We start from the raw sequence: 20756 nt of genomic DNA, 5'->3' as shown, positions 1-20756 counted from the left end.
CATGATGAACCCTGTTCCATGGCTCCAGATGACAAACATGATCTCATATCAGGGACTTGTTCGCACCTTCCTTAGAGTCTCACCATTGATTCCCCAGTGATCAGTAAAAAAATCTCTTGGTTTTGATATAATAAAATCTCTACACATTTCATATGATGATATATATACAGAAGCGCTCATTAAGTTCTCTCGCAACTTCTTTGGATTTGTTAGCTTTTCCCATGCTTCCATAACTATATCTCCAAGAAATTAAATTGAAGGATAACTCACTTTATAAGCTGCTATAACAAACTTTTAATATTATATTTCAAGCTCATAAAAAAGCCCCCCATCTTGCGATGGAGGGCATTTTATCGTTCAGGCTATTGGGCCAGTGCGACCCAATGGTCAGCGATTACAGGGACTCTGCAGTCGCAACCACGTTTTCCACGGTAAAGCCGAATTCCTTGAACAGCAGCTCGGCCGGGGCGGACTCACCGAAGGTGGTCATGCCGATGATCTTGCCGCCGAAGCCCACGTACTTGTACCAGTAGTCGGCGATGCCCGCTTCGATGGCGACACGCTTGGTGACGCTGGACGGCAGGACGGACTCCTTGTACTCGGCAGATTGGGCGTCGAACACGTCGGTGGCCGGCAGGGAGACCACACGCACGGCGCGGCCCTTGGCAGTCAGCTGCTCGTAAGCTGCAACGGCCAGCTCCACTTCGGAACCGGTGGCGATCAGGAGAAGCTCCGGGGTACCGGCGCAATCCTTCAGCACATAGCCACCCTTGGCCACATCGGCCAACTGCTGGGCGGTGCGGTCCATCTGGGGCAGGTTCTGACGGGAGAAGATCAGGGAGGTCGGACCGTCGGTACGCTCGATGGCGTGCTTCCAGGCGATGGCGGACTCTACCTGGTCACAGGGGCGCCAGGTGCTCATGTTCGGGGTCAGACGCAGGGAGGCGATCTGCTCGACCGGCTGGTGAGTCGGGCCATCTTCACCCAGACCGATGGAGTCGTGGGTGTAAACGAAGATGGCACGCTGCTTCATCAGGGCGGCCATGCGCAGGGCGTTGCGGGCGTACTCCATGAACATCAGGAAGGTGGCGCCGTAGGGGATGAAACCACCGTGCAGGGCGATACCGTTCATGATGGCGGACATGGCGAACTCGCGCACACCGTAGTGAATGTAGTTGCCGGAGGCATCTTCATTGGTCAGGGACTTGGAGCCGGACCACATGGTCAGGTTGGACGGGGCCAGGTCGGCGGAACCACCCATGAACTCCGGCAGCAGCTTGCCGAAGGCTTCCAGAGCGTTCTGGGAGGCCTTGCGGGTGGCGATCTTGGCCGGGTTGGCTTGCAGAGTCTCGATGATCTTGGCGGACTCTGCGGCCCAGTTGGCCGGCAGCTCGCCAGTGGTGCGACGCTTGAATTCGGCGGCCAGGGCCGGGTGCGCGGCTTCATAGGCGGCAAACTTGGCAGCCCAGTCGGATTCGAGCTTGGTGCCCTTTTCTTGCGCATTCCACTCGGCGGCGATCTCGGACGGGATGACGAACGGTGCGTGGTCCCATTTCAGGAAGGCACGGGCGGCGGCGATCTCGTCGTTGCCCAGCGGTGAGCCGTGGCAGTCGTGGGAGCCGGACTTGTTCGGGGAACCGTAACCGATGATGGTGCGGCAGCAGATCAGGGTCGGCTTGCCGGTCTCGGCCTTGGCGGCTTCGATGGCGGCATTGATGGCTTCCGGGCTGTGACCGTCAACGGCCGGGATGACGTGCCAGCCGTAGGCTTCGAAACGCTTGGGGGTGTCGTCGGTGAACCAGCCTTCCACGTGACCGTCGATGGAGATACCGTTGTCATCCCAGAACGCGATCAGTTTGCCCAGCTGCAGGGTACCGGCCAGGGAGCAAGCCTCGTGGGAGATACCTTCCATCAGGCAGCCGTCGCCCATGAAGGCGTAGGTGTAATGGTCAACGATGTCGTGACCCGGCTGGTTGAACTGCTCGGCCATGGCCTTCTCGGCGATCGCCATGCCCACGGCATTGGTGATGCCCTGACCCAGCGGGCCAGTGGTGGTCTCGATGCCAGGGGCATAACCGTACTCCGGGTGACCCGGGGTGCGAGAGTGCAGTTGGCGGAAGTTTTTCAGATCATCGATGGAGAGGTCGTAACCGGAGAGATGCAGCAGGGAGTAAAGCAGCATGGAGCCGTGGCCGTTGGACAGCACGAAGCGGTCACGGTCGGCCCACTTGGGGTTATTCGGGTTGTGCTTGAGGTGGCCACGCCACAGCACTTCGGCGATATCTGCCATTCCCATGGGGGCGCCCGGGTGACCGGAGTTGGCTTTTTGAACGGCATCCATACTCAATGCGCGAATGGCATTGGCAAGCTCTTTACGAGAAGGCATCTGTATCTCCTGCGATTGCTTCATTTGATGGCCAAGATTAAGGCGCGTTATTGTCCCAGCAGGGCGGGCGCGGTGCAAATATTATCTGGGCGAATAAAGTGGCTTTGGGAGCACAATCGCTTTTCTGGCCCGGGAAAACGATTCAATCCGCCCCCTCCCTTACCTCCATGGAGGTGGATCCAGGCTGCACCTTGGCCCGGCCGGGTCCAACCCCAAATAGTGCTGGCAATCACCCTGTGACCTAATTAAAATAGACGTCCAGATGTAGATACCTCTACAGTCATCCTGTCATTTTCCGGTTATGGCCAAGGCGATAACCCCATACGAATCGAGAACCAATCATGGCAAAGCTGTTTACTTCCGAGTCGGTCTCCGAAGGCCATCCCGATAAAATCGCCGACCAGATCTCCGATGCGGTGCTGGACGCCATCCTGGTGCAAGACACCAAGGCCCGCGTCGCCTGCGAGACTCTGGTCAAGACCGGCATGGTGATGGTGGCCGGCGAAGTAACCACCTCTGCCTGGGTCGACATCGAGCAGATCGTGCGCGACACCGTGCGCGAGATAGGTTACACCCACTCCGACATGGGCTTCGATGCCGACTCCTGCGCCGTGCTGAACGCCATCGGCAAGCAGTCCCCTGACATCAACCAGGGTGTGGATCGTACCGATCCGCTGGAGCAGGGCGCCGGTGACCAGGGCCTGATGTTCGGCTATGCCACCAACGAAACCGACGTGCTGATGCCCGCCCCCATCACCTACTCCCACCTGCTGGTGAAGCGTCAGGCCGAAGTGCGCAAGAACGGCACCCTGCCGTGGCTGCGCCCGGATGCCAAGAGCCAGCTCACCTTCGCCTACGACAGCGAAGGCAAGATCCTGGGTGTGGATGCCGTGGTGCTCTCTACCCAGCATTGCGACTCCATCAGCCACAAGGATCTGGTGGAAGCGGTGCGCGAGGAGATCATCAAGCCGGTGCTGCCGGCCGAGTGGATCAACAAGGACACCAAGTACTTCATCAACCCGACCGGCCGTTTCGTCATCGGCGGCCCCATGGGTGACTGCGGTCTGACCGGTCGCAAGATCATCGTCGACACCTACGGCGGCATGGCCCGTCACGGTGGTGGCGCCTTCTCCGGCAAAGACCCTTCCAAAGTGGACCGTTCTGCCGCCTACGCCGCCCGCTATGTGGCCAAGAACATCGTTGCCGCCGGTCTGGCTGCCCGCTGTGAAGTCCAGGTTTCCTACGCCATCGGCGTGGCCGAGCCGACCTCCATCAGCGTCGAGACCTTCGGCACCGGCAAGGTAGCCGAGGAGCTGCTGGTCAAGCTGGTGCGCGAGTTCTTCGAGCTGCGCCCCTACGGCCTCATCGAGATGCTGGATCTCAAGCGTCCCATCTACCAGGCAACTGCCGCCTACGGCCACTTCGGCCGTGACGAGTTCCCCTGGGAGAAGACCGACAAGGCCGCTCTGCTGCGCGACGCCGCCGGTCTGTAAGGCTGGTCGTTGTGATAAAAGGGGAGCCTGGCTCCCCTTTTGCTTATCCGCTACCCGACGAGATCTCGATGTCTGCCACCAGAGTCCAACTCGACGCTTCCCTGCTCCAGCTGCTGCACCAGCGGGTCGACGCCTGCTTAGTGCAGGCGGAGGCACGCCTCGGCCGCCCCTTCCCGCGCCCGCAGATCCACTGCAACATGCGGGGCCGGGCGGCGGGGTCAGCGCGGCTGCAAACCTGGGAGTTGCGCTTCAACCCCGCCCTCTATCAGGCCAACCAGCAGGCCTTTCTGGCCGAGGTGGTGCCCCATGAGGTGGCGCACCTGCTGGTCTATGCGCTCTGGGGGGAAGGACGCGGCAAGTCGCGGGTGCTGCCCCACGGCCGCCAGTGGCAGTCAGTGATGCGGGAGGTGTTTGCGCTCGCCCCCAACACCACCCACAGCTTCGATCTCGCCGTGCTGGCCCAGCGCACCCATGCCTACGCCTGTGCCTGCCAGCAGCATCAGCTCTCGGTGCGTCGTCACAACAAGGTGGTGCGCGGCGAGGCCCGCTATCACTGCCGCCGCTGTCGCCAGCCCCTGGTGCTGACAGCGGATTGAGTCAACCCGTGTCGCGCCCCTGTGATAGGGTACGCGGCTTCTTCATTCACTCGTTTCATTGCCAAGGATCTTCATGTTTCGCCCTCTGATTTCCCTCTGCCTAGCCCTGCTGGTCAGTGCCCCGGCCCATGCCCAGGCCCCCCAGACCTTTCGCGCCGCCAAGCAGGATCTGAACAAGCTCTATCAGAGCCACCCCACCACCTTCTATTGCGGCTGCAACATCAAGTTCAGCGGCAAACAGATGGCCCCGGACTGGGAGAGCTGCGGCTACCTGCCGCGCAAGCAGGCCAATCGTGCCTCTCGTATCGAGTGGGAGCACGTGGTGCCCGCCTGGGAGTTCGGCCACCAGCTCCAGTGCTGGCAGGAGGGCGGGCGCAAGAACTGCGGCAAGAGTGACGAGTTCAACAAGATGGAGGGGGACATGCACAACCTCTTCCCCGCCATCGGCGAGGTGAACGGCGATCGGGCCAACTACCGCTTCTCCGACTGGAACGGCAAGCCGAACCAGTACGGCAAGTGCCAGATGCTGGTGGACTTCAAGGATCGCCGGGTGCAGCCGCCCAAGGGGCCGGTGCGCGGCCAGATAGCCCGCGCCTACCTCTACATGGGCCAGCAGTATGGGCTGCGCCTGGCCGCCCAACAGCGTAAACTGTTCGAGGCCTGGGACAGGCAGTACCCGGCCGACCGCTGGGAGTGCGAGCGCAACAGCCGCATCGGCAAACTGCAGGGCAATACCAACCCCTTCATTGAAAAGCAGTGCCAATAGCCCCATTTGACAGGGAGGGTCACCCCTCCCATCACCCAACGCGTTCAAGCCAAGAGACTGTGATCAGCCATGCGCATTCCACGTATCTATGAACCGGCCGCCCTGCAGGTGGGCCAGACTCTCGCCCTGTCGGAAGACGGTGCCAACCACATCGGCCGGGTGCTGCGGATGCAGCCGGGTCAGCAGCTCGAGCTGTTCAACGGCGACGGCAACCAATATGCCGCCACCATCACTGCCGTCGGCAAGAAGTCGGTGGAGGTGCACATCGACAGCTGCGAGGCCCGCTCGGTGGAGTCCCCCTTCGCCATCCATCTGGGCCAGGTGATCAGCCGTGGCGACAAGATGGACTTCACCATCCAGAAATCCGTGGAGCTCGGCGTCACCTGCATCACCCCGCTCTTCTCCGAGCGCTGCGGCGTCAAGCTGCCCGCCGATCGGCTGGAGAAGAAGCGCGAGCAGTGGCAGAAGGTGGTGATCAGCGCCTGCGAGCAGTGCGGCCGCAATGTGGTGCCCGAGGTGCGTATGCCCATAGAGCTGGATGCCTGGCTGGCGGAAGAGACCCAGGAGCTCAAGCTCAACCTGCACCCGCGCGCCCCTTACAGCATCAACACCCTGCCGGTCCCCGAGCACGGGGTGCGGCTGCTGATCGGCCCGGAAGGGGGCTTGTCCAGCGACGAGATCGCCCGTACCGTGCAAGAGGATTTCAAGGAGATGCTGCTGGGGCCGCGGGTGCTGCGCACCGAAACCGCCGCCCTGACCGCCATCACTGCGCTGCAGTGCCGCTTCGGCGATCTCGCCTGAAACAGGTTTTAAGAATCTCACTCGCAATCGAGCCACCAGAAGGAATCTCGGATGACCATCAAACTCGGCATCGTGATGGACCCCATCTCGGCCATCAACATCAAGAAGGACTCCAGCTTCGCCATGCTCGAAGAGGCGCAAAAGCGTGGCTATGAGCTCTTCTATCTGGAGATGAAGGATCTTTACATGCAGGCCGGTCGCGCCTTTGGCACCATGCGCCCGCTGACCGTCAAGCATGACTACGCCCACTGGTTCAGCCTGGGCGAGGTGATCGATCAGCCGCTCTCCAGCCTGGACGTGATCCTGATGCGCAAGGATCCCCCCTTCGACACCGAGTTCATCTACGCCACCTACATGCTGGAGCGAGCCGAGGACGAGGGTTGCCTCATCGTCAACAAGCCCCAGAGCCTGCGCGACGCCAACGAGAAGCTCTACACCGCCTGGTTTGCCGAGCACACCCCGACCACCCTGGTCACTCGCCGTGCCGACAAGCTGCGCGCCTTCCACGCCGAGCACAAGGACGTGATCCTGAAGCCCCTGGATGGCATGGGCGGCGCCTCCATCTTCCGCATGAAGGAAGATGATGCCAACGTGGGGGTCATCATCGAAACCCTCACCGCCCACGGCAGCCAGTACTGCATGGCCCAGACCTTCCTGCCCGCCATCAAGGACGGCGACAAGCGGGTGCTGGTGGTGGACGGCGAGCCCGTGCCCTACTGCCTGGCCCGCATTCCGGCCCAGGGAGAGACCCGTGGCAACCTGGCGGCCGGCGGCCGCGGCGAGGCGCGCCCCTTGAGCGAGGCAGATTGGGCCATTGCCCGTGCTGTCGGCCCCACCCTGAAAGAGAAGGGGCTCATCTTCGTCGGGCTCGACATCATAGGCGATCGCCTGACCGAGATTAACGTCACCAGCCCGACCTGCATCCGCGAAATCGAGGCGGCCTTCCCGGTGCATATCACCGGCATGTTGATGGATGCCATCGAACGCCGGCTGGGACAGTGACCCTGATTGACGGGCCGGGGAATGCCCCCTCGAAGCCGTCACCCAGACAGTGACACCACAGGGGCCAACGCGGCCCCTGCTCTTTTCGGTTGCGTGACGATGTGAGCCAGCGCCCGGACTTCCGGTTTCTCTGCGCGAAAAAGCGGTTTTGCCCGCCGCCGTCAACTGCCATAATCACCCCAAATACCTTTGCACTCTTTGATATCTATGCAAACACTGCAAAACCATTTTCTGCTCGCCATGCCGAGCCTCACGGACGCCTACTTCGAACGTTCCTTGGTCTATCTGTGCGAGCACAGCAGCGAGGGAGCCATGGGACTGGTGGTCAACATCCCGGTGGACATGTCCCTGGACGCCATGCTGACCAAGCTCAAGCTGAGCCCACCCGCCACCGCCGAGATGAAACAGCCGGTGCTGCAGGGGGGCCCGGTCCATGCTGATCGCGGCTTCGTGCTGCACAGCTTCCGGCCCGGCTTCAACTCCACCCTGCAGGTGAGCGACGAGATGATGGTCACCACCTCCAAGGACATCCTCGAGACCCTGGGCACGGACGAGGCGCCGGACCACTGGCTGGTGGCGCTGGGCTATGCCGGCTGGAGCGCAGGGCAGCTCGAGCAGGAGCTGGTGGATGGCGCCTGGCTGGTGATCCCCCCCAACCCCAGGCTGGTGTTCGACACCCCCATTCACCAGCGCTGGCAGCAGGCCGCCGCCAGCATAGGCGTCAATCCCCTGCATCTATCCAGCCAGGTGGGGCACAGCTAGCCTTCTCCAAGCGGGCCCCCAGGCCCCTTCTACACATCCAGTTTTAAGGAACTCCATGTCATCACGCAGCATCATGGGCTTTGACTACGGCACCAAGAGCATCGGCGTCGCCATCGGCCAGGAGCTCACGGGCACGGCCCAACCCCTTCGTTCCCTCAAGGCCAACGACGGCATTCCCAACTGGGACGAAATTGAAAAGTTGCTCAAGGAGTGGCAGCCGGATCTGCTCATCGTCGGCCTGCCACTGAACATGGATGGCACGGATCAGGAGATCACGGTACGGGCCCGCAAGTTTGGCAACCGCCTCCATGGCCGCTTCGGCAAGCCGGTGGAGTTCAAGGACGAGCGGCTCACCACCACGGATGCCCGCGCCCGCCTGTTCGAGCGCGGCGGCTACAAGGCGCTGGACAAGGGCAGCGTGGACGGGGTCTCCGCCCAGCTAATCGTCGAAGCCTGGATGGAAGAGCAATACGGTTGAACCCGGGGGCCGGCCAGGCCCCCTGCATCAGGCATCTCCCGCCGGCGCCAGCGCCGCCCCTCCCCCGCCCCACGGGAACAGGGCCAGTCCCTGCGCCGCCATGCCATAGAGCCGCTTCGTCTCATTGCTCAGCCACATCACCTTGGCATCCTGATTGTGACGCTTGTGCCAAAGCAGAATGAAAGCAATCTCCAGCTGGACGTAGAGCTTCTCGGGCAGCGGTAGCGGCATGGCCATCAGGTTGCCGTGGTGACTGGCGGCATAGCCAGCGCAATAGGAGGGCGCCACGGCGATCAGTTCGTGACTCGACTGGGAGGCGATGTGCAGGGCCTGCTCGAAGCTTGCGACCATGATGGGCACCTCCCGCCTTTGCCCCTCATCCTCCAGCAGATCGTCCAGCGCCCAGCTGTCGCTGGCCTCCCACACCACGCTTATCTGGGGACAGGCCAGAAAGTTTTCCAGCGACCACGCCCGCCCGAGCAGGGGGTGATCCTTGCGCAGGAACACCACGGGGCGATCGGTGAACAGCACCTCGTGGTCGATGTAATAGGGCAGCCGGTTGACCCTGGCTTGGGAGCGACCATGGGTCTCCCGGGCGCAGAAGCCGAGATCCGCATCCCCGTTGACGATGTCGTTGAGGGAGTGGTCATCCCACCCCAGCATCCTGACCACAGAGTGGGGGTACTTCTGGTAGATGGTCATGGGCAGCTCGCTCAGGAAGCTGATGCCAAAGGGGGACTCCATCAGCAGGCTGAAGCGGGCCCCCTCGGGGATCGCCTCGCTGTTGAGGGTACTGATGCTCTCGGTGAGCTGGAACCAGGTCCTGAGCTCCTCCTCCAGGGTCAGGGAGAGCTGGGTCGGCTGCAGCCCCTGCCGCACCCGCACCAGGAGGGGATCGTCAAACCAGTCCCGCAGCTTGGCGAGCGCCTTGCTCACAGTCGAGGGGGTGACGCAGAGCTTCTTGGCCGCCCCTGACACACTGCGCTCCTGCATCAGGTGCTTGAAGACCACCAGCAGGTTCAAATCCAGTTCACCCAGGTTGCGCATCTTTCCTCTCCCCCTTATCCCCGCGACCGCGCTTCGCGCAGCGCGAGCCATGGTAACAGCCCTTTGACGGCCAGGTAACTGAGCAGGGTCAGCAACAGGGCAGAGATCAGCATCCCGGATGGGGCAACGCCAAGCTGGCCCAGCAACCAGATATAGAGGCCGGAGAGGCTGATCTGCATGATGCAGAGCAGGGCACTGGCAAATGCCGCATGGTGCTGGCACTCCGCCAGCGCCTCCCCCATCGCCACCCCGAAACCGCAGGAGAAGCCGATGCAGACCAGGGCAAAGCCCGGCAGCAGCAAGCGAATGTTGCCTCCCAGCTGCCAGTGGCCGAGCAGGAGGCAGGCCGCCAGCAGGTAGGCCAGATGGGAGAGCGCCAGCACCCTGTGCTTGCCCTGCCAGCGCAGCAGCAACGGTGTCAGGAAGGAGGTGGACATGCTCACCCCGGCCATCACCATCATCACGATGGCGTACTGCTCCGTGGTGAAGCCAAGCCCCTGCATCAGGATCAGCGGCGAGACGCTCACATAGACCAGGATGGCAGTCACGCTGGCACTGGTCAGCAGCGAGTGCAGCATGAAGCGTGAGGATCGCAGCAGGGCAAAGGGCCGGGTTGTTCCCCCCTGCAGGCGGGCCGGGCGGGTTTCCCTGAGCAGCAGCAGGTTGACCAGGCCGCTGACGGCGGCCACCAGCGCCATCGCCACGAAGATCCCGCGCCAGTCGAAGCGGGACAGGATGAGATAACCCAGCACAGGCGCCAGCACCGGGATGACGCAGATAACCCCGTTGATCATGGAGAGCGCCATCGCCAGCCGCGCCTGGTTCAGCACATCCCGCAGCACGGTAAAGGTCATGATATAGAGCGCGCCCGCCCCCGCCCCCTGCCAGAAGCGACCGAGGTAGAACTGACTGATCCCCGTCGCATTGGCCGCCACCAGGGAGGCGATGACAAAGATGAGGGCGCCCCCCTGCACCACCCAGCGACGCCCATGGCGATCCGCAATGATCCCACCCAGCAGTACGGTGGCCGCCATGCCGAACAGGTAGATGGAGAAGGCGGTGTGGATCTGCGCCTCGCTCGCCTGCAGGGTCTGCGCTATCTGGGGCACCGCCACCAGATAGAGATCGATCCCGACCGGATAGAGGATGATCATCAGGAAACTGCACAGCAGGAAAATACCCATGGATGCTCCATTGCAGAGGGCCTCGCCCACGCAGACCATTGATCGACGACCGTTGACGGCATGGGGGACCGGATGAATATGCGGAGCACTATAGGGGGGGCCTCCCTTCGTACCTAGTGAAGAGATGGCGATCGGGAGATTCCAATTTGGAAATCGTAATGTCAGTGACGAGCCATTCTGGCCATTCAGTGAAGAGTGACCGTGCCAGCGGCACCAAAGAGTACGCCGGGCAATCCCGGCGTACTCACGTCAATCAGTACAAGCGCATCACTCGGCCAGCTTGCTCAGGATGGCGTGGGCCGTCTCTACCCTGGCCTGGATGGGATAGTTGCGATTGGCCAGCATGACGATGCCAATCCCCTTGGCTGGCACAAAGGCCACATAGGCACCAAAGCCGCCGGTGGAGCCGGTCTTGTTGAAGAGCACCTGGCTACCCGTCTCGTTGGAGGCGGGCGCCGTCGGGTTGGCCTCGAGGATCACCTTGCCCGAGTTGCCTGCAAGCAAGGTCTCTTCGGTCACGGGATAGGCGTAACTCTCCCAGCCGAGCCCCTGAGTCATGGCACCCACCGAGTAAACCCCCTTGTGGGTCAGGGCAATCGCCTGCTGCATCGCCTCGTCCCCGGTGCCTGTCATGTTGGCGCCGACAAACTTCAGCAGATCCGCCGAGCTGGTCTTGATGCCATAGGCCTCGTCCGCCAGGACCCCCGGGTTGACCCTGATAGGCTTGTCCTCTTTCGAGTAGCCATAGGCGTAGTTCGCCATGGCCTCGGCAGGGACCTTGAGATAGGTGTGCTCGAGACCAAGCCCGGGCAGCAGGGTCTGGCTCATCAACTGTTCAAAGGGTTGGCCCAGGCTCTGGGCCGCGAGATGGCCGAACAGGCCGATGCTGGGGTTGGAGTACTGGCGATGGCTGCCCGCCCGATAGGCAGGCGTCCACTGGCGATAGTAGGCACGCATCTTGTCGATGGAATCCACCTCGTCGGGGAATTGCAGCGGCAAGCCCCCGGCGCTGTAGGTGGCGAGCTCGGCCATGGTGATACCGTCAAAAGCCGATCCTTTCAGCCAGGGCCCATGCTGACTCACCTTGTCATCGAGCTTGAGCGCCCCCTTCACCACGGCATAAGCCCCAAGCGTTGCCGTAAGAGTCTTGCTGACCGATCCAATCTCGAACAGGGTCTGCTCGCTGACACGGGCCCCGCTCTCCCGGTTGGCCACCCCGTAGTTGAAGTAGTGGGCCTTGCCATCTTTCAGCACCGCCACCGCCATGCCGGGGATCCGGTGCTCCTTGAGCACGGGCCGGATACTGGCATCCACCAGGGGGCGCAGGGGATCGGCCTGGGTGTCCGCCGTGGCCTGGGCCAGACCGGCCCAGAGCAGCGTGCTCGCCATCAGCAATGTCATCCGCACCTGTTGTTGCATGGTCATTTGTCCTCTCGGTTGTTTGGGTTCGCCGCACCAGCGACGAGCTATGGGGCCAGCATAACGAGCCAAGGTGTGCTGGATGTGAAGTGGCGTGAAGTATCGTCGCTGTTGCCAGGAAGGCTTTCAGCCAACCCCCCTTGTGAGTCCAGCCATCCCATGCCACCGCCTCGGGCAGGCACAAGCCCATATAGAAGAGGGGAGCCAATGGCTCCCCTCTTTCATTATCCAACCAGATCAACACAGGGCTCAGGCCTGCTTGCTCTTGGGTGGGTTGTCCCAGATCCCTGCTTCCAGCTGGCTGCGGATCTCGGGGTACTTGTTGGCATCGAAGGTGGGAACGCGACCCACCTTGAGCTGATCGTTGTAGTCCTTGGCCAGCTTGATGGCGACACCAGAGAGCAGCAGGATGGCGATCAGGTTGACGATGGCCATCAGCCCCATGGAAACGTCCGCCAGGGCCCACACAGTCGGCAGCTCACCCACGGAGCCGAACATCACCATGCCCAGCACGAACATCCGGAACAGCATCAAGCCGCCCTTGTGGTTGTGCTCCAGGAACACCAGGTTGGTCTCGGCGTAGGAGTAGTTCGCGACGATGGAGGTAAAGGCGAAGAAGAAGATGGCCGCCGCGATGAAGATGTTGCCACCACCACCGACCTGGGAGGAGAGCGCACGCTGGGTCAGCTCGACCCCGGTGACCCCTGAACCTGGCTCAAACTGGCCGGACATCAAGATGATGGCGGCAGTACAGGTACAGATGACGATGGTGTCGAGGAAGACCCCCAGCATCTGCACATAACCCTGGGACGCCGGGTGCGGCGGATAGGGCGTCGCGGTCGCGGCGGCATTGGGCGCAGAGCCCATGCCGGCTTCGTTGGAGAAGAGACCACGCTTGATGCCGTTGATCATCGCCTGGGAGATGGCGTAACCCATGGCCCCTGAACCCGCCTGCTCGATGCCGAAGGCAGACTTGATGATCAGGACAAAGACCCCGGGCAGCTCGCTGATGTTCATGGCCACCACGAACAGTGCCATCAGGATGTAGGCCAGCGCCATGAAAGGCACCACCAGTTCGGCGAAGCGGGCGATACCGCGGATGCCACCGAAGATGATGAGACCGGACAGCACCACCAGTGCCAGGCCGCTCACCCAGTCAGGGATGCCGAAGGCGACGTTCATGGCCAGGCTGATGGAGTTGGCCTGCACCGCATTGAACACCAGACCGAAGGCCAGCAGCAGACAGAGGGAGAAGACCACGCCCATCCAGCGCATGCCGAGACCGCGCTCCATGTAGTAAGCCGGACCGCCGCGATAGTTGCCGTCTTCATCCTTGACCTTGTAGAGCTGGGCCAGGGTACTCTCGACGAAGGCGGTGGCCATGCCGATGAAGGCGATCAGCCACATCCAGAAGATGGCACCAGGCCCCCCCAGATAGATGGCGACGGCCACACCGGCCAGGTTGCCGGTGCCCACACGGGCAGCCAGGCTGGTACACAGGGCCTGGAAGGAGGATATGCCGGCACTGTCGGATTTGCGGCTATTGCGCAATACCGAGAACATGTGGCCGAAGTGACGGACCTGGATAAACCCCAGGCGGAAAGTAAAGAAGAGTCCGACCCCGATGAGCAGGTAAATGAGCACGGCTCCCCACATCAGGTCGTTAATCATTGCAATCAAGGTGTCCATAATTCTCTCGTTGTTATCACATCCATGGTCAGTCTGCGCTGACCGCTCTCTGTCAATTTCCGAATTAGCATTGCGCCGAAGGGGCGGAATCTAGCATAGGGAGGGAATTCAGAATAGTGATAGGGCTCACTGGAAAGACAAAAAACGAGCGGTTTGATGCAAAAAAGCTTCATTTAGCACGCAAATAATCAACAAAACTTGATGCATCACTCCACATCCGACAATGAAGACCCAAAGGAGAATCATTCTACCATGACTCCCATGGCAGTAAAAATGGATGAAAGAAAAGACCCCAGGAAGACAAGCGTTTGCCTCTGAAGCCACCCAGACAGGGGGGTGTCACGCCAAACGTTTTACACGTAATTAAATTTCAAGTAGCTGACAATAGTATTTGTGTGACGCACTGCACAGAATGGAGAATCAACTAAAAAAGTTGCTTTTTTGCCGGTCGCCAGCCGCTGGTATAAAATTAATAAAAATCGTTTTTTATCATACACTTTCATCCCATCACGCCCCCCCCTCCCACCACCTGGGTAATTCGCATACAAGCCCCCCTATTGCAGGAAGCGCCACATCCGTATTAATTAGGCAGGCAGTGGCGATGGGCCTTCCCCATCGTGCTTTTCTGAGCCTGAGTCGCCGGGATTTTGTAATTTAATTTCAGAACGGCCGTCTCACGCCCGCCACCCCCGAGCCTGCGCCCTCACCAAGAGAGTGCGCCCTCATAAAGAGATGATATTTGCCATGGCCGATAAATTAACCCAGCTGAAAGCCCTGACCACAGTTGTCGCCGATACCGGTGATATCGAAGCCATCAAGCGCTACCAGCCCATCGATGCCACCACCAACCCCTCCCTGGTGTTGAAGGCATCCGAGATCCCCGAGTACGCGGCGCTGATCGAAGACGCCATCAGCTGGGCCAAGTCCCAGAGCCAGGACAAGGCACAGCAAATCATCGACGCGGGCGACAAGCTGGCGGTCAACATCGGTCTGGAAGTGCTGAAAATCGTTCCGGGCCGCATCTCCACCGAGGTGGATGCCCGTCTCTCCTTCGACACCGACGCCAGCATCGCCAAGGCCCGCAAGCTGATCCGCCTCTACAACGAAGCTGGCATCACCAACGATCGCATCCTGATCAAGCTGGCCTCCACCTGGGAAGGCATTCGCGCCGCCGAAGTGTTGGAGAAAGAAGGCATCCAGTGCAACCTGACCCTGCTGTTCTCCTTCGCCCAGGCCCGCGCCTGTGCCGAAGCTGGCGCCTTCCTGATCTCCCCGTTCGTGGGCCGCATCCTCGACTGGTACAAGGCCAAGCACAACCGTGACTACACCGCGAGCGAAGATCCGGGCGTGGTCTCCGTCACCGCCATCTACGACTACTACAAGCAGCACGACTACCAGACCGTGGTGATGGGTGCGAGCTTCCGCAACACCGGCGAGATCCTGGAACTGGCTGGCTGTGACCGCCTGACCATAGGCCCGGCCCTGCTGGAAGAGCTCAGCAAGACCGAAGGTACCGTGGTGCGCAAGCTGAACTACACCGGTGAGCGCAAAGCCAAGCCGACCCCCATGACCGAAGCGCAGTTCCGCTGGGAGCTGAACCAGGACGCCATGGCGGTCGAGAAGCTGGCAGAAGGCATCCGTCTGTTCGCCGTCGATCAGGGCAAACTGGAAACCATGCTGGCCAGCCACCTGTAAAAAGACGGCCTAAGCCATCTCGGGCAGCCCCTTCCACAGGAGGGGTTGTACCGATAAAACCGGGCTCCCGCAAGGGCAGCCCGGTTTTTTTTATCTGCCTTCCCGTTTGTCACAACTTGGTCATAAAAACGTTTTATTTTCAAATGCGTCGTGTTATACGGATGGTGAAAACCATAAAACCAAGGAGGGAGCCATGGACATGTTCAACTTCGATTTTGACGAGGTCGTTGAGCTGGGTTCACGTAGCCGCGGGACAACGGGAAAGAAACGTAAATGGCGTGAGATCGAGGCGCTCAAAGACAAGCACCGCCTGCAGAAGGAGCTGCAAGCCATCGATATCGCCTATGAAGGTTCGGAAGAACTGGAGCTGTAGCGCCACCGCCGTCACGATGACGGCACAGACGTGCTGACACATAAAACAAACGCCCCGGCCAAGCCGGGGCGTTTGTTTTTTAGTCCACCTGCCATTCAGGACGAGGGGGGCAACGAGAGCTGCTTGGCCAGCGCCTGGAAGTGCTGGCTCACCTCGACCCCGAACAGGGGATCATTGATGGCCCTGTTCTGCCAGAGCTGCTCGAGATGGCGCCAGTCATCCTCGGTCAGGGAGTCACGCAGATGAGGGAAGATCACCCCCTCCTCGTAGTTCATGTGCGCCTCCTGCTGCTCGATGAACTGCTCCAGCTTGGCGGTAAACTGCTCCAGCGGAATGACCGCATCCATCAGGATCATCTCCACCATCTCCTTGAGTTCGGTGCCGGCCACCAGCAGGCTGGCGTGCTCCTCATGCAGGCGGTTGGCGACCTCTCCCTCCACCACCCTGTATTTCAGGTAGTAGTCATAGATCATGTCTTCCTTGGGGTGATGGTGCTTGTCGGAGACCTCGCGCAGGTAGTCCACCACGTCCCGCAGCAGGAAATAGCTCACCTGCTGTTCATGGCGGATGGCGGCCAGCTTGTGCTTGAGCAGCGTCAGCAGCCTGGCGATGTTGAGATGGTCCTTATGCAAACTGGATAACATGGGCACTCCTTGCACTGAATTGAAAAAGATCCTGTCTCGAGTATACGGTCATTTATTACGCGAACTTTGCACTCAATCAAGTCAGATGCACACAATCCTCGCCCGACGGCCGGTACCCGCCCAAGCGACGCAGGCGACCTGGCAACCCTGCGCGCCCTTGCCCACCCAGAGGCGGGAAAGGCGGTCAGACCGGCACGGGCTGGTTATGACAGACAGAGAGCCAGTCGATAGGGCTCATCCCCTGCTGCACCAGCAGGCGGTTTGCCTCCGAAAAGTGGCCACACCCGATGAAGCCGCGGTGAGCGGACAATGGGCTGGGATGAGGGGCCGTCAGCACATGATGACGCGCCCGGTCGATGAAGCGCCCCTTCTTCTGGGCATGAGCTCCCCACAGCAGGAAGACCACCCCCTGACAGTGGGAGTTGATCCGTTCTATGACCCTGTCGGTGAAGGTCTCCCAGCCCAGATGGGCATGGGAGTGGGCCATGCCCGCCTGCACCGTCAATACCGTATTGAGCAACAGTACCCCCTGGGTTGCCCAGGATTCCAGGAAACCGTGACTGGGTGTGACAAATCCCGGCAGATCCCGCTGCATCTCCTTGTAGATGTTGACCAGGGAGGGGGGCGTACGCACCCCTGGCAGCACGGAGAAGCAGAGGCCATGCGCCTGACTCGGCCCGTGATAGGGGTCTTGCCCCAGGATCACCACCTTGACACTGTCCAGCTCGGTCAATTTGAAGGCATTGAACACCTCGGTCGCCGGGGGATAGATGACCTTGCCCGCTTCCCGCTCCTCCCTGACGGTCGCCAGGGTTGCCTTGAAATAGTCCTGCTCTTTCTCCGAGCCGATCACATCCTTCCAGGTCAGCACGCCAGTCTCCTCTCTCTGTGAATCCACTACCTCTGACACCCCAATATCCTCAATGAATGCAGCAAGGGGCTCAGGATAGGGGGCAAGGCAGCAAGACGCAACCGTGGCTCGGCTCTGGGAGATGGCCGGCCCAGTGTCCGCCTCCCCCCCTGGCGCCCTGTCTATCGAGATGACGATCGATGGCCGCAGCCATCGGCGCACTGGCGGCCACGCCACCTGGCCACCCAGCGGCGCCCTACCCTGATCTGATTAGGCACCCACCTCTGACCTTGTAAGGAAAATAACGGCTAAAGATGTAGTTAAATTACTAGATATACCCAATAAAAAATGCATAATTCATATATCTTACGAAATCATAAAAATGATTTATTTTTGATTAATCTCAATGAATTAATCCCTTTCATTGCGCGCAAAATGCGCCTTTATTGATTTGGATCAATTTTCGTATTATTACCATCGTGGTATATATGACCCCAACGAAGTAAAGGTGTAAGGCAAGGCCCCGTTAAATCATCCCGTCATCAAGGTGGTTTAAAAACATCAGGGTAATGTGCTTACCGTTGAATCCGCTTTCCTATGAGGAGTCATACCATGATCAAGGGCATCCAAATCACCCAGTCCGCCAACGCCGCACTGCTGAACTCTTTCTGGCTGCTGGACGAAGAGAAGCAACAGGCTCGTTGCATCTGCGCCAAGGGCGACAGCTTCGCCGCCGATCAGGAAGTCAGCGTCTCTGACCTGGGCCAGTTCGAATACCGTGAACTGCCGGTCCAGACCGAACCCGTGGTCGAGGGGGGTCAACACCTGAACGTCAACGTGCTGCGCCGCGAGACCCTGGAAGACGCCATCGCCAACCCGGAAAAGTACCCGCAGCTGACCATCCGCGTCTCCGGCTACGCCGTGCGTTTCAACGCCCTGACCCCGGAACAGCAGCGTGACGTGGTAACCCGTACCTTCACCCAGAGCCTGTAATACCCTCTGCGGTCATCTGCACCATGAAAAACGGCCCACGCGGGCCGTTTTTTTATGGGCAGAAGTGTGGGTTTCCCCCTCCCTGGGTAACGCCTGGCAGCTATCCGTGCTGATTGACCTTCTGTACGGTGGCCGGGTTGGCGAGCACCTCGTTCATCTGCTGCTCATCGAGCTGACCGCAGTAACGCGCCACCACCACAGTGGCCACCCCGTTGCCGATCAGGTTGGTCAGAGCACGCGCCTCCGACATGAAGCGATCTATCCCCAGGATCAGCGCCAACCCGGCGAGCGGCAGATGCCCCACCGCAGAGATGGTAGCCGCCAGCACGATGAAGCCGCTGCCGGTGACCCCGGCCGCCCCCTTGGAGGAGATGAGCAGTACCACCAGCAGGGTGAATTGCTGGAACAGATCCAGCGGCGTATTGGTCGCCTGAGCGATGAAGACGGCCGCCATGGTCAGGTAGATGGAGGTGCCATCCAGGTTGAAGGAGTAACCGGTCGGGATCACCAGGCCCACCACCGACTTCTTGCAGCCGAGCGCCTCCATCTTCACCAGCATGCGCGGCAATACGGATTCGGAAGAGGAAGTCCCCAGTACGATCAGCAGCTCTTCCCGAATATAGGAAATAAAGCGCACTATGCTGAAGCCATTTGCCCTGGCAATGCTGCCCAGCACCATGAAGATGAATAACAGGCAAGTCACATAGAAGCAGGCAATTAACTGGCCGAGCTGAACCAGCGAGCCGATACCATATTTCCCTATGGTAAACGCCATGGCACCAAAGGCGCCAAACGGTGCCAGTTTCATGATCATGTTGATGATGCCGAAAATAACCTGGGAGAAGCTGTCGATCATATTGAAGACTAATTTCCCCTTCTCGCCGATATGATGCAGGGAGAAGCCAAACAACACCGCAAACAGCAACACCTGAAGAATGTTGCCGCTGGCAAAGGCACCGATCACGCTGGCCGGGATCACGTCAAGCAGGAAGGCGATGATGCCCTGGGACTTGGCTTGTTCGGCATAGGCCGAGATGGCGCTGGCATCCAGCGTGGCGGGATCCACGTTCATGCCGACCCCGGGTTGCAGCAGGTTGACCACGCACAGCCCGATGACCAGGGCTATGGTACTCACCACCTCGAAGTAGAGCAGCGCGATGGCACCGGTTTTCCCCACCGCCTTCATGCTCTCCATGCCGGCGATGCCGGTCACCACTGTGCAGAAAATAACGGGGGCAATGATCATCTTGATTAATTTCACGAAGCCATCACCCAGCGGCTTCATATCAGCCCCGAGGTCGGGATAGACATGTCCCAGAAATACCCCCAGGGTGATCGCGAGCAGCACCTGGAAATAAAGGCTGCTAAATACTTTCTTGTGCATGATTAACGTCCTGTTAATTAATTGACATCTCATATGGCAGAAATAGGCATGCAGGGCACCGTCACGAGACAATATCCTTATCTCGCTGGCGTCATGCTATTTCGTCATCGCAACGGCGCCACTTTCACACGTTATAAGAAGCAATTAAGAGACATCAATCACACAACATATTTAACACCATTAACACCACAGCAACCTGAATGTATTTGGTCGGCGATGTATTTAAGACCCCAATGAAAACATTCTGGATATAAAAATGCCCCGCATGGCGGGGCACCTGGCATCACTAAACCGGCGTGCTGGATCAGACGGAGGTATCCAGCGGTTCGAAGCCCTTGATGAGGTCGTCGATGGCCTTCATCTGCTTGAGGAAGCCTTCCAGCTTCTCCAGCGGCAGGGCGCTCGGGCCATCGCAACGGGCCACTTTCGGGTCCGGGTGTGACTCGATAAAGAGACCGGCCAGACCGACCGCCATGCCGGCACGAGCCAGCTCGGTCACCTGATCACGGCGACCGCCTGAGGCCGCTCCCAGCGGGTCGCGGCACTGCAGGGAGTGGGTCACGTCGAAAATCACCGGATAACCACCTGTGGTCTTCTTCATCACCCCCAGGCCCAGCATGTCCACCACCAGGTTGTCATAACCGAAGTTGGCACCGCGCTCGCACAGGATCAGCTGATCGTTGCCGCACTCCTCGAACTTGTCGGTGATGTTCTTCATCTGACTCGGGCTCAGGAACTGCGGCTTCTTGATGTTGATGACGTTGCCGGTGCGGGCCATGGCCTCCACCAGATCGGTCTGGCGCGCCAGGAAGGCGGGCAGCTGGATGACATCCACCACCTCGGCAACCGGCTTGGCCTGATGCACTTCGTGCAGATCCGAGATGACCGGCATACCGAAGGTCGCCTTGAGCTCCTGGAAGATCTTCATCCCCTCTTCCAGACCCGGACCGCGGTAGGAGTGGATGGAGGAGCGGTTGGCCTTGTCCCAGCTCGCCTTGAACACGAACGGGATGCCCAGCTTGCTGGTCACTTCCACGTACTTCTCGCACACCGCCATCGCCATGTCGCGGGATTCCAGCACGTTCATGCCGCCAAACAGCACGAAGGGTTTGTCGTTGGCGACGTCGATCGCGTTGATCTTGATATTCTTCTGTTCCATCTCGGCATCCTTAAGTAAAGAGGCTTCCCCAGACC

General features: G+C 60.1%; 19 protein-coding genes. 10 read left to right on the top strand and 9 right to left on the bottom strand.

The window, feature by feature from the left end; genetic code table 11:
- Window positions 1–394: 394 nt before the first annotated feature.
- Window positions 395–2386 (bottom strand): transketolase, encoded by a 1992-nt coding sequence (gene tkt / locus PG898_RS19460; RefSeq protein ID WP_042650725.1) that lies wholly within the window; start codon window positions 2384–2386, stop codon window positions 395–397.
- A gap of 341 nt (window positions 2387–2727) precedes the next feature.
- Here tkt and metK point away from each other — a divergent pair, with 341 nt between their 5' ends.
- From metK to ruvX, 7 genes are all read left to right on the top strand, one after another.
- Window positions 2728–3879, top strand: a complete 1152-nt coding sequence (gene metK, locus PG898_RS19455) for a methionine adenosyltransferase (protein WP_005330558.1) — start codon at window positions 2728–2730, stop codon at window positions 3877–3879.
- Window positions 3880–3947: 68 nt separating this feature from the next.
- Window positions 3948–4475 carry a SprT family zinc-dependent metalloprotease gene (locus PG898_RS19450; RefSeq protein WP_226171921.1) on the top strand — a complete coding sequence of 176 codons (528 nt, stop codon included), beginning with the start codon at window positions 3948–3950 and terminating at the stop codon, window positions 4473–4475.
- A 73-nt stretch (window positions 4476–4548) separates the two neighbouring features.
- Window positions 4549–5241, top strand: a complete 693-nt coding sequence (locus PG898_RS19445; RefSeq protein WP_005330560.1) for an endonuclease — start codon at window positions 4549–4551, stop codon at window positions 5239–5241.
- Window positions 5242–5310: 69 nt separating this feature from the next.
- Window positions 5311–6042, top strand: coding sequence for a 16S rRNA (uracil(1498)-N(3))-methyltransferase (gene rsmE / locus PG898_RS19440; RefSeq protein WP_182788154.1), 732 nt, complete (start codon window positions 5311–5313; stop codon window positions 6040–6042).
- 51 nt (window positions 6043–6093) lie between these two features.
- Window positions 6094–7044, top strand: a complete 951-nt coding sequence (gshB, locus tag PG898_RS19435; protein ID WP_042650729.1) for a glutathione synthase — start codon at window positions 6094–6096, stop codon at window positions 7042–7044.
- A gap of 207 nt (window positions 7045–7251) precedes the next feature.
- Window positions 7252–7806, top strand: coding sequence for a YqgE/AlgH family protein (locus PG898_RS19430; RefSeq protein ID WP_139435608.1), 555 nt, complete (start codon window positions 7252–7254; stop codon window positions 7804–7806).
- Between the two features lie 55 nt (window positions 7807–7861).
- Entirely contained in the window at window positions 7862–8284 is a 423-nt protein-coding gene (ruvX, locus tag PG898_RS19425) for a Holliday junction resolvase RuvX (protein ID WP_025326196.1), read from the top strand.
- Window positions 8285–8311: 27 nt separating this feature from the next.
- On the opposite strand, the gene yidZ is transcribed toward ruvX, so the two are convergent.
- The 4 genes from yidZ to PG898_RS19405 all read right to left on the bottom strand — a co-directional run bounded on the left by yidZ (window position 8312) and on the right by PG898_RS19405 (window position 13623).
- On the bottom strand, window positions 8312–9331 hold the full coding sequence (gene yidZ / locus PG898_RS19420; protein WP_270824898.1) for an HTH-type transcriptional regulator YidZ: 1020 nt from the start codon (window positions 9329–9331) through the stop codon (window positions 8312–8314).
- Between the two features lie 14 nt (window positions 9332–9345).
- Window positions 9346–10515, bottom strand: a complete 1170-nt coding sequence (locus tag PG898_RS19415) for an MdtL family multidrug efflux MFS transporter (protein WP_042649334.1) — start codon at window positions 10513–10515, stop codon at window positions 9346–9348.
- A gap of 267 nt (window positions 10516–10782) precedes the next feature.
- Window positions 10783–11934 carry a CMY-1/MOX family extended-spectrum class C beta-lactamase MOX-9 gene (locus tag PG898_RS19410; protein WP_042649345.1) on the bottom strand — a complete coding sequence of 384 codons (1152 nt, stop codon included), beginning with the start codon at window positions 11932–11934 and terminating at the stop codon, window positions 10783–10785.
- A gap of 249 nt (window positions 11935–12183) precedes the next feature.
- The gene (locus tag PG898_RS19405) at window positions 12184–13623 is read right to left on the bottom strand and encodes an alanine/glycine:cation symporter family protein (RefSeq protein ID WP_041205244.1); all 1440 of its coding nucleotides are present in this window, start codon (window positions 13621–13623) and stop codon (window positions 12184–12186) included.
- 744 nt (window positions 13624–14367) lie between these two features.
- On the opposite strand from PG898_RS19405, the gene tal reads away from it, so the two are divergent.
- Entirely contained in the window at window positions 14368–15318 is a 951-nt protein-coding gene (tal, locus tag PG898_RS19400) for a transaldolase (protein ID WP_041206846.1), read from the top strand.
- Window positions 15319–15511: 193 nt separating this feature from the next.
- Window positions 15512–15691: a DUF3545 family protein gene (locus PG898_RS19395; RefSeq protein WP_025326190.1), complete on the top strand. Its 180-nt coding sequence runs from the start codon at window positions 15512–15514 to the stop codon at window positions 15689–15691.
- A gap of 95 nt (window positions 15692–15786) precedes the next feature.
- On the opposite strand, the gene PG898_RS19390 is transcribed toward PG898_RS19395, so the two are convergent.
- Window positions 15787–16335, bottom strand: coding sequence for a hemerythrin domain-containing protein (locus tag PG898_RS19390; RefSeq protein WP_041205240.1), 549 nt, complete (start codon window positions 16333–16335; stop codon window positions 15787–15789).
- Window positions 16336–16519: 184 nt separating this feature from the next.
- Window positions 16520–17206: a uracil-DNA glycosylase gene (gene ung, locus PG898_RS19385; protein WP_042649335.1), complete on the bottom strand. Its 687-nt coding sequence runs from the start codon at window positions 17204–17206 to the stop codon at window positions 16520–16522.
- Window positions 17207–17797: 591 nt separating this feature from the next.
- On the opposite strand from ung, the gene grcA reads away from it, so the two are divergent.
- Window positions 17798–18178, top strand: a complete 381-nt coding sequence (gene grcA, locus PG898_RS19380) for an autonomous glycyl radical cofactor GrcA (protein ID WP_005330139.1) — start codon at window positions 17798–17800, stop codon at window positions 18176–18178.
- Window positions 18179–18278: 100 nt separating this feature from the next.
- Here grcA and PG898_RS19375 read toward each other — a convergent pair whose 3' ends face one another.
- Together PG898_RS19375 and kdsA are read right to left on the bottom strand one after the other, a co-directional pair.
- On the bottom strand, window positions 18279–19562 hold the full coding sequence (locus tag PG898_RS19375; RefSeq protein ID WP_226171909.1) for a dicarboxylate/amino acid:cation symporter: 1284 nt from the start codon (window positions 19560–19562) through the stop codon (window positions 18279–18281).
- 304 nt (window positions 19563–19866) lie between these two features.
- On the bottom strand, window positions 19867–20721 hold the full coding sequence (gene kdsA / locus PG898_RS19370; protein ID WP_005330144.1) for a 3-deoxy-8-phosphooctulonate synthase: 855 nt from the start codon (window positions 20719–20721) through the stop codon (window positions 19867–19869).
- Between the last annotated feature and the right edge of the window lie 35 nt (window positions 20722–20756).

Source organism: Aeromonas sp. QDB31 (genome assembly GCF_027707605.1).
Lineage (GTDB): Bacteria > Pseudomonadota > Gammaproteobacteria > Enterobacterales > Aeromonadaceae > Aeromonas > Aeromonas media.
Note: the sequence above shows the minus strand (reverse complement) of the source record. Positions and strands in the feature narration are given on the sequence as shown.

Coding starts and splice junctions, on each gene's coding strand:
- PG898_RS19410 (WP_042649345.1), bottom strand. CDS start 11,934: ATGCAACAACAGGTGCGGATGACATTGCTGATGGCGAGCACGCTGCTC.
- PG898_RS19450 (WP_226171921.1), top strand. CDS start 3,948: ATGTCTGCCACCAGAGTCCAACTCGACGCTTCCCTGCTCCAGCTGCTG.
- ruvX (WP_025326196.1), top strand. CDS start 7,862: ATGTCATCACGCAGCATCATGGGCTTTGACTACGGCACCAAGAGCATC.
- PG898_RS19430 (WP_139435608.1), top strand. CDS start 7,252: ATGCAAACACTGCAAAACCATTTTCTGCTCGCCATGCCGAGCCTCACG.
- metK (WP_005330558.1), top strand. CDS start 2,728: ATGGCAAAGCTGTTTACTTCCGAGTCGGTCTCCGAAGGCCATCCCGAT.
- tal (WP_041206846.1), top strand. CDS start 14,368: ATGGCCGATAAATTAACCCAGCTGAAAGCCCTGACCACAGTTGTCGCC.
- PG898_RS19395 (WP_025326190.1), top strand. CDS start 15,512: ATGGACATGTTCAACTTCGATTTTGACGAGGTCGTTGAGCTGGGTTCA.
- PG898_RS19415 (WP_042649334.1), bottom strand. CDS start 10,515: ATGGGTATTTTCCTGCTGTGCAGTTTCCTGATGATCATCCTCTATCCG.
- PG898_RS19375 (WP_226171909.1), bottom strand. CDS start 19,562: ATGCACAAGAAAGTATTTAGCAGCCTTTATTTCCAGGTGCTGCTCGCG.
- grcA (WP_005330139.1), top strand. CDS start 17,798: ATGATCAAGGGCATCCAAATCACCCAGTCCGCCAACGCCGCACTGCTG.
- gshB (WP_042650729.1), top strand. CDS start 6,094: ATGACCATCAAACTCGGCATCGTGATGGACCCCATCTCGGCCATCAAC.
- kdsA (WP_005330144.1), bottom strand. CDS start 20,721: ATGGAACAGAAGAATATCAAGATCAACGCGATCGACGTCGCCAACGAC.
- PG898_RS19445 (WP_005330560.1), top strand. CDS start 4,549: ATGTTTCGCCCTCTGATTTCCCTCTGCCTAGCCCTGCTGGTCAGTGCC.
- rsmE (WP_182788154.1), top strand. CDS start 5,311: ATGCGCATTCCACGTATCTATGAACCGGCCGCCCTGCAGGTGGGCCAG.
- tkt (WP_042650725.1), bottom strand. CDS start 2,386: ATGCCTTCTCGTAAAGAGCTTGCCAATGCCATTCGCGCATTGAGTATG.
- yidZ (WP_270824898.1), bottom strand. CDS start 9,331: ATGCGCAACCTGGGTGAACTGGATTTGAACCTGCTGGTGGTCTTCAAG.
- PG898_RS19390 (WP_041205240.1), bottom strand. CDS start 16,335: ATGTTATCCAGTTTGCATAAGGACCATCTCAACATCGCCAGGCTGCTG.
- PG898_RS19405 (WP_041205244.1), bottom strand. CDS start 13,623: ATGGACACCTTGATTGCAATGATTAACGACCTGATGTGGGGAGCCGTG.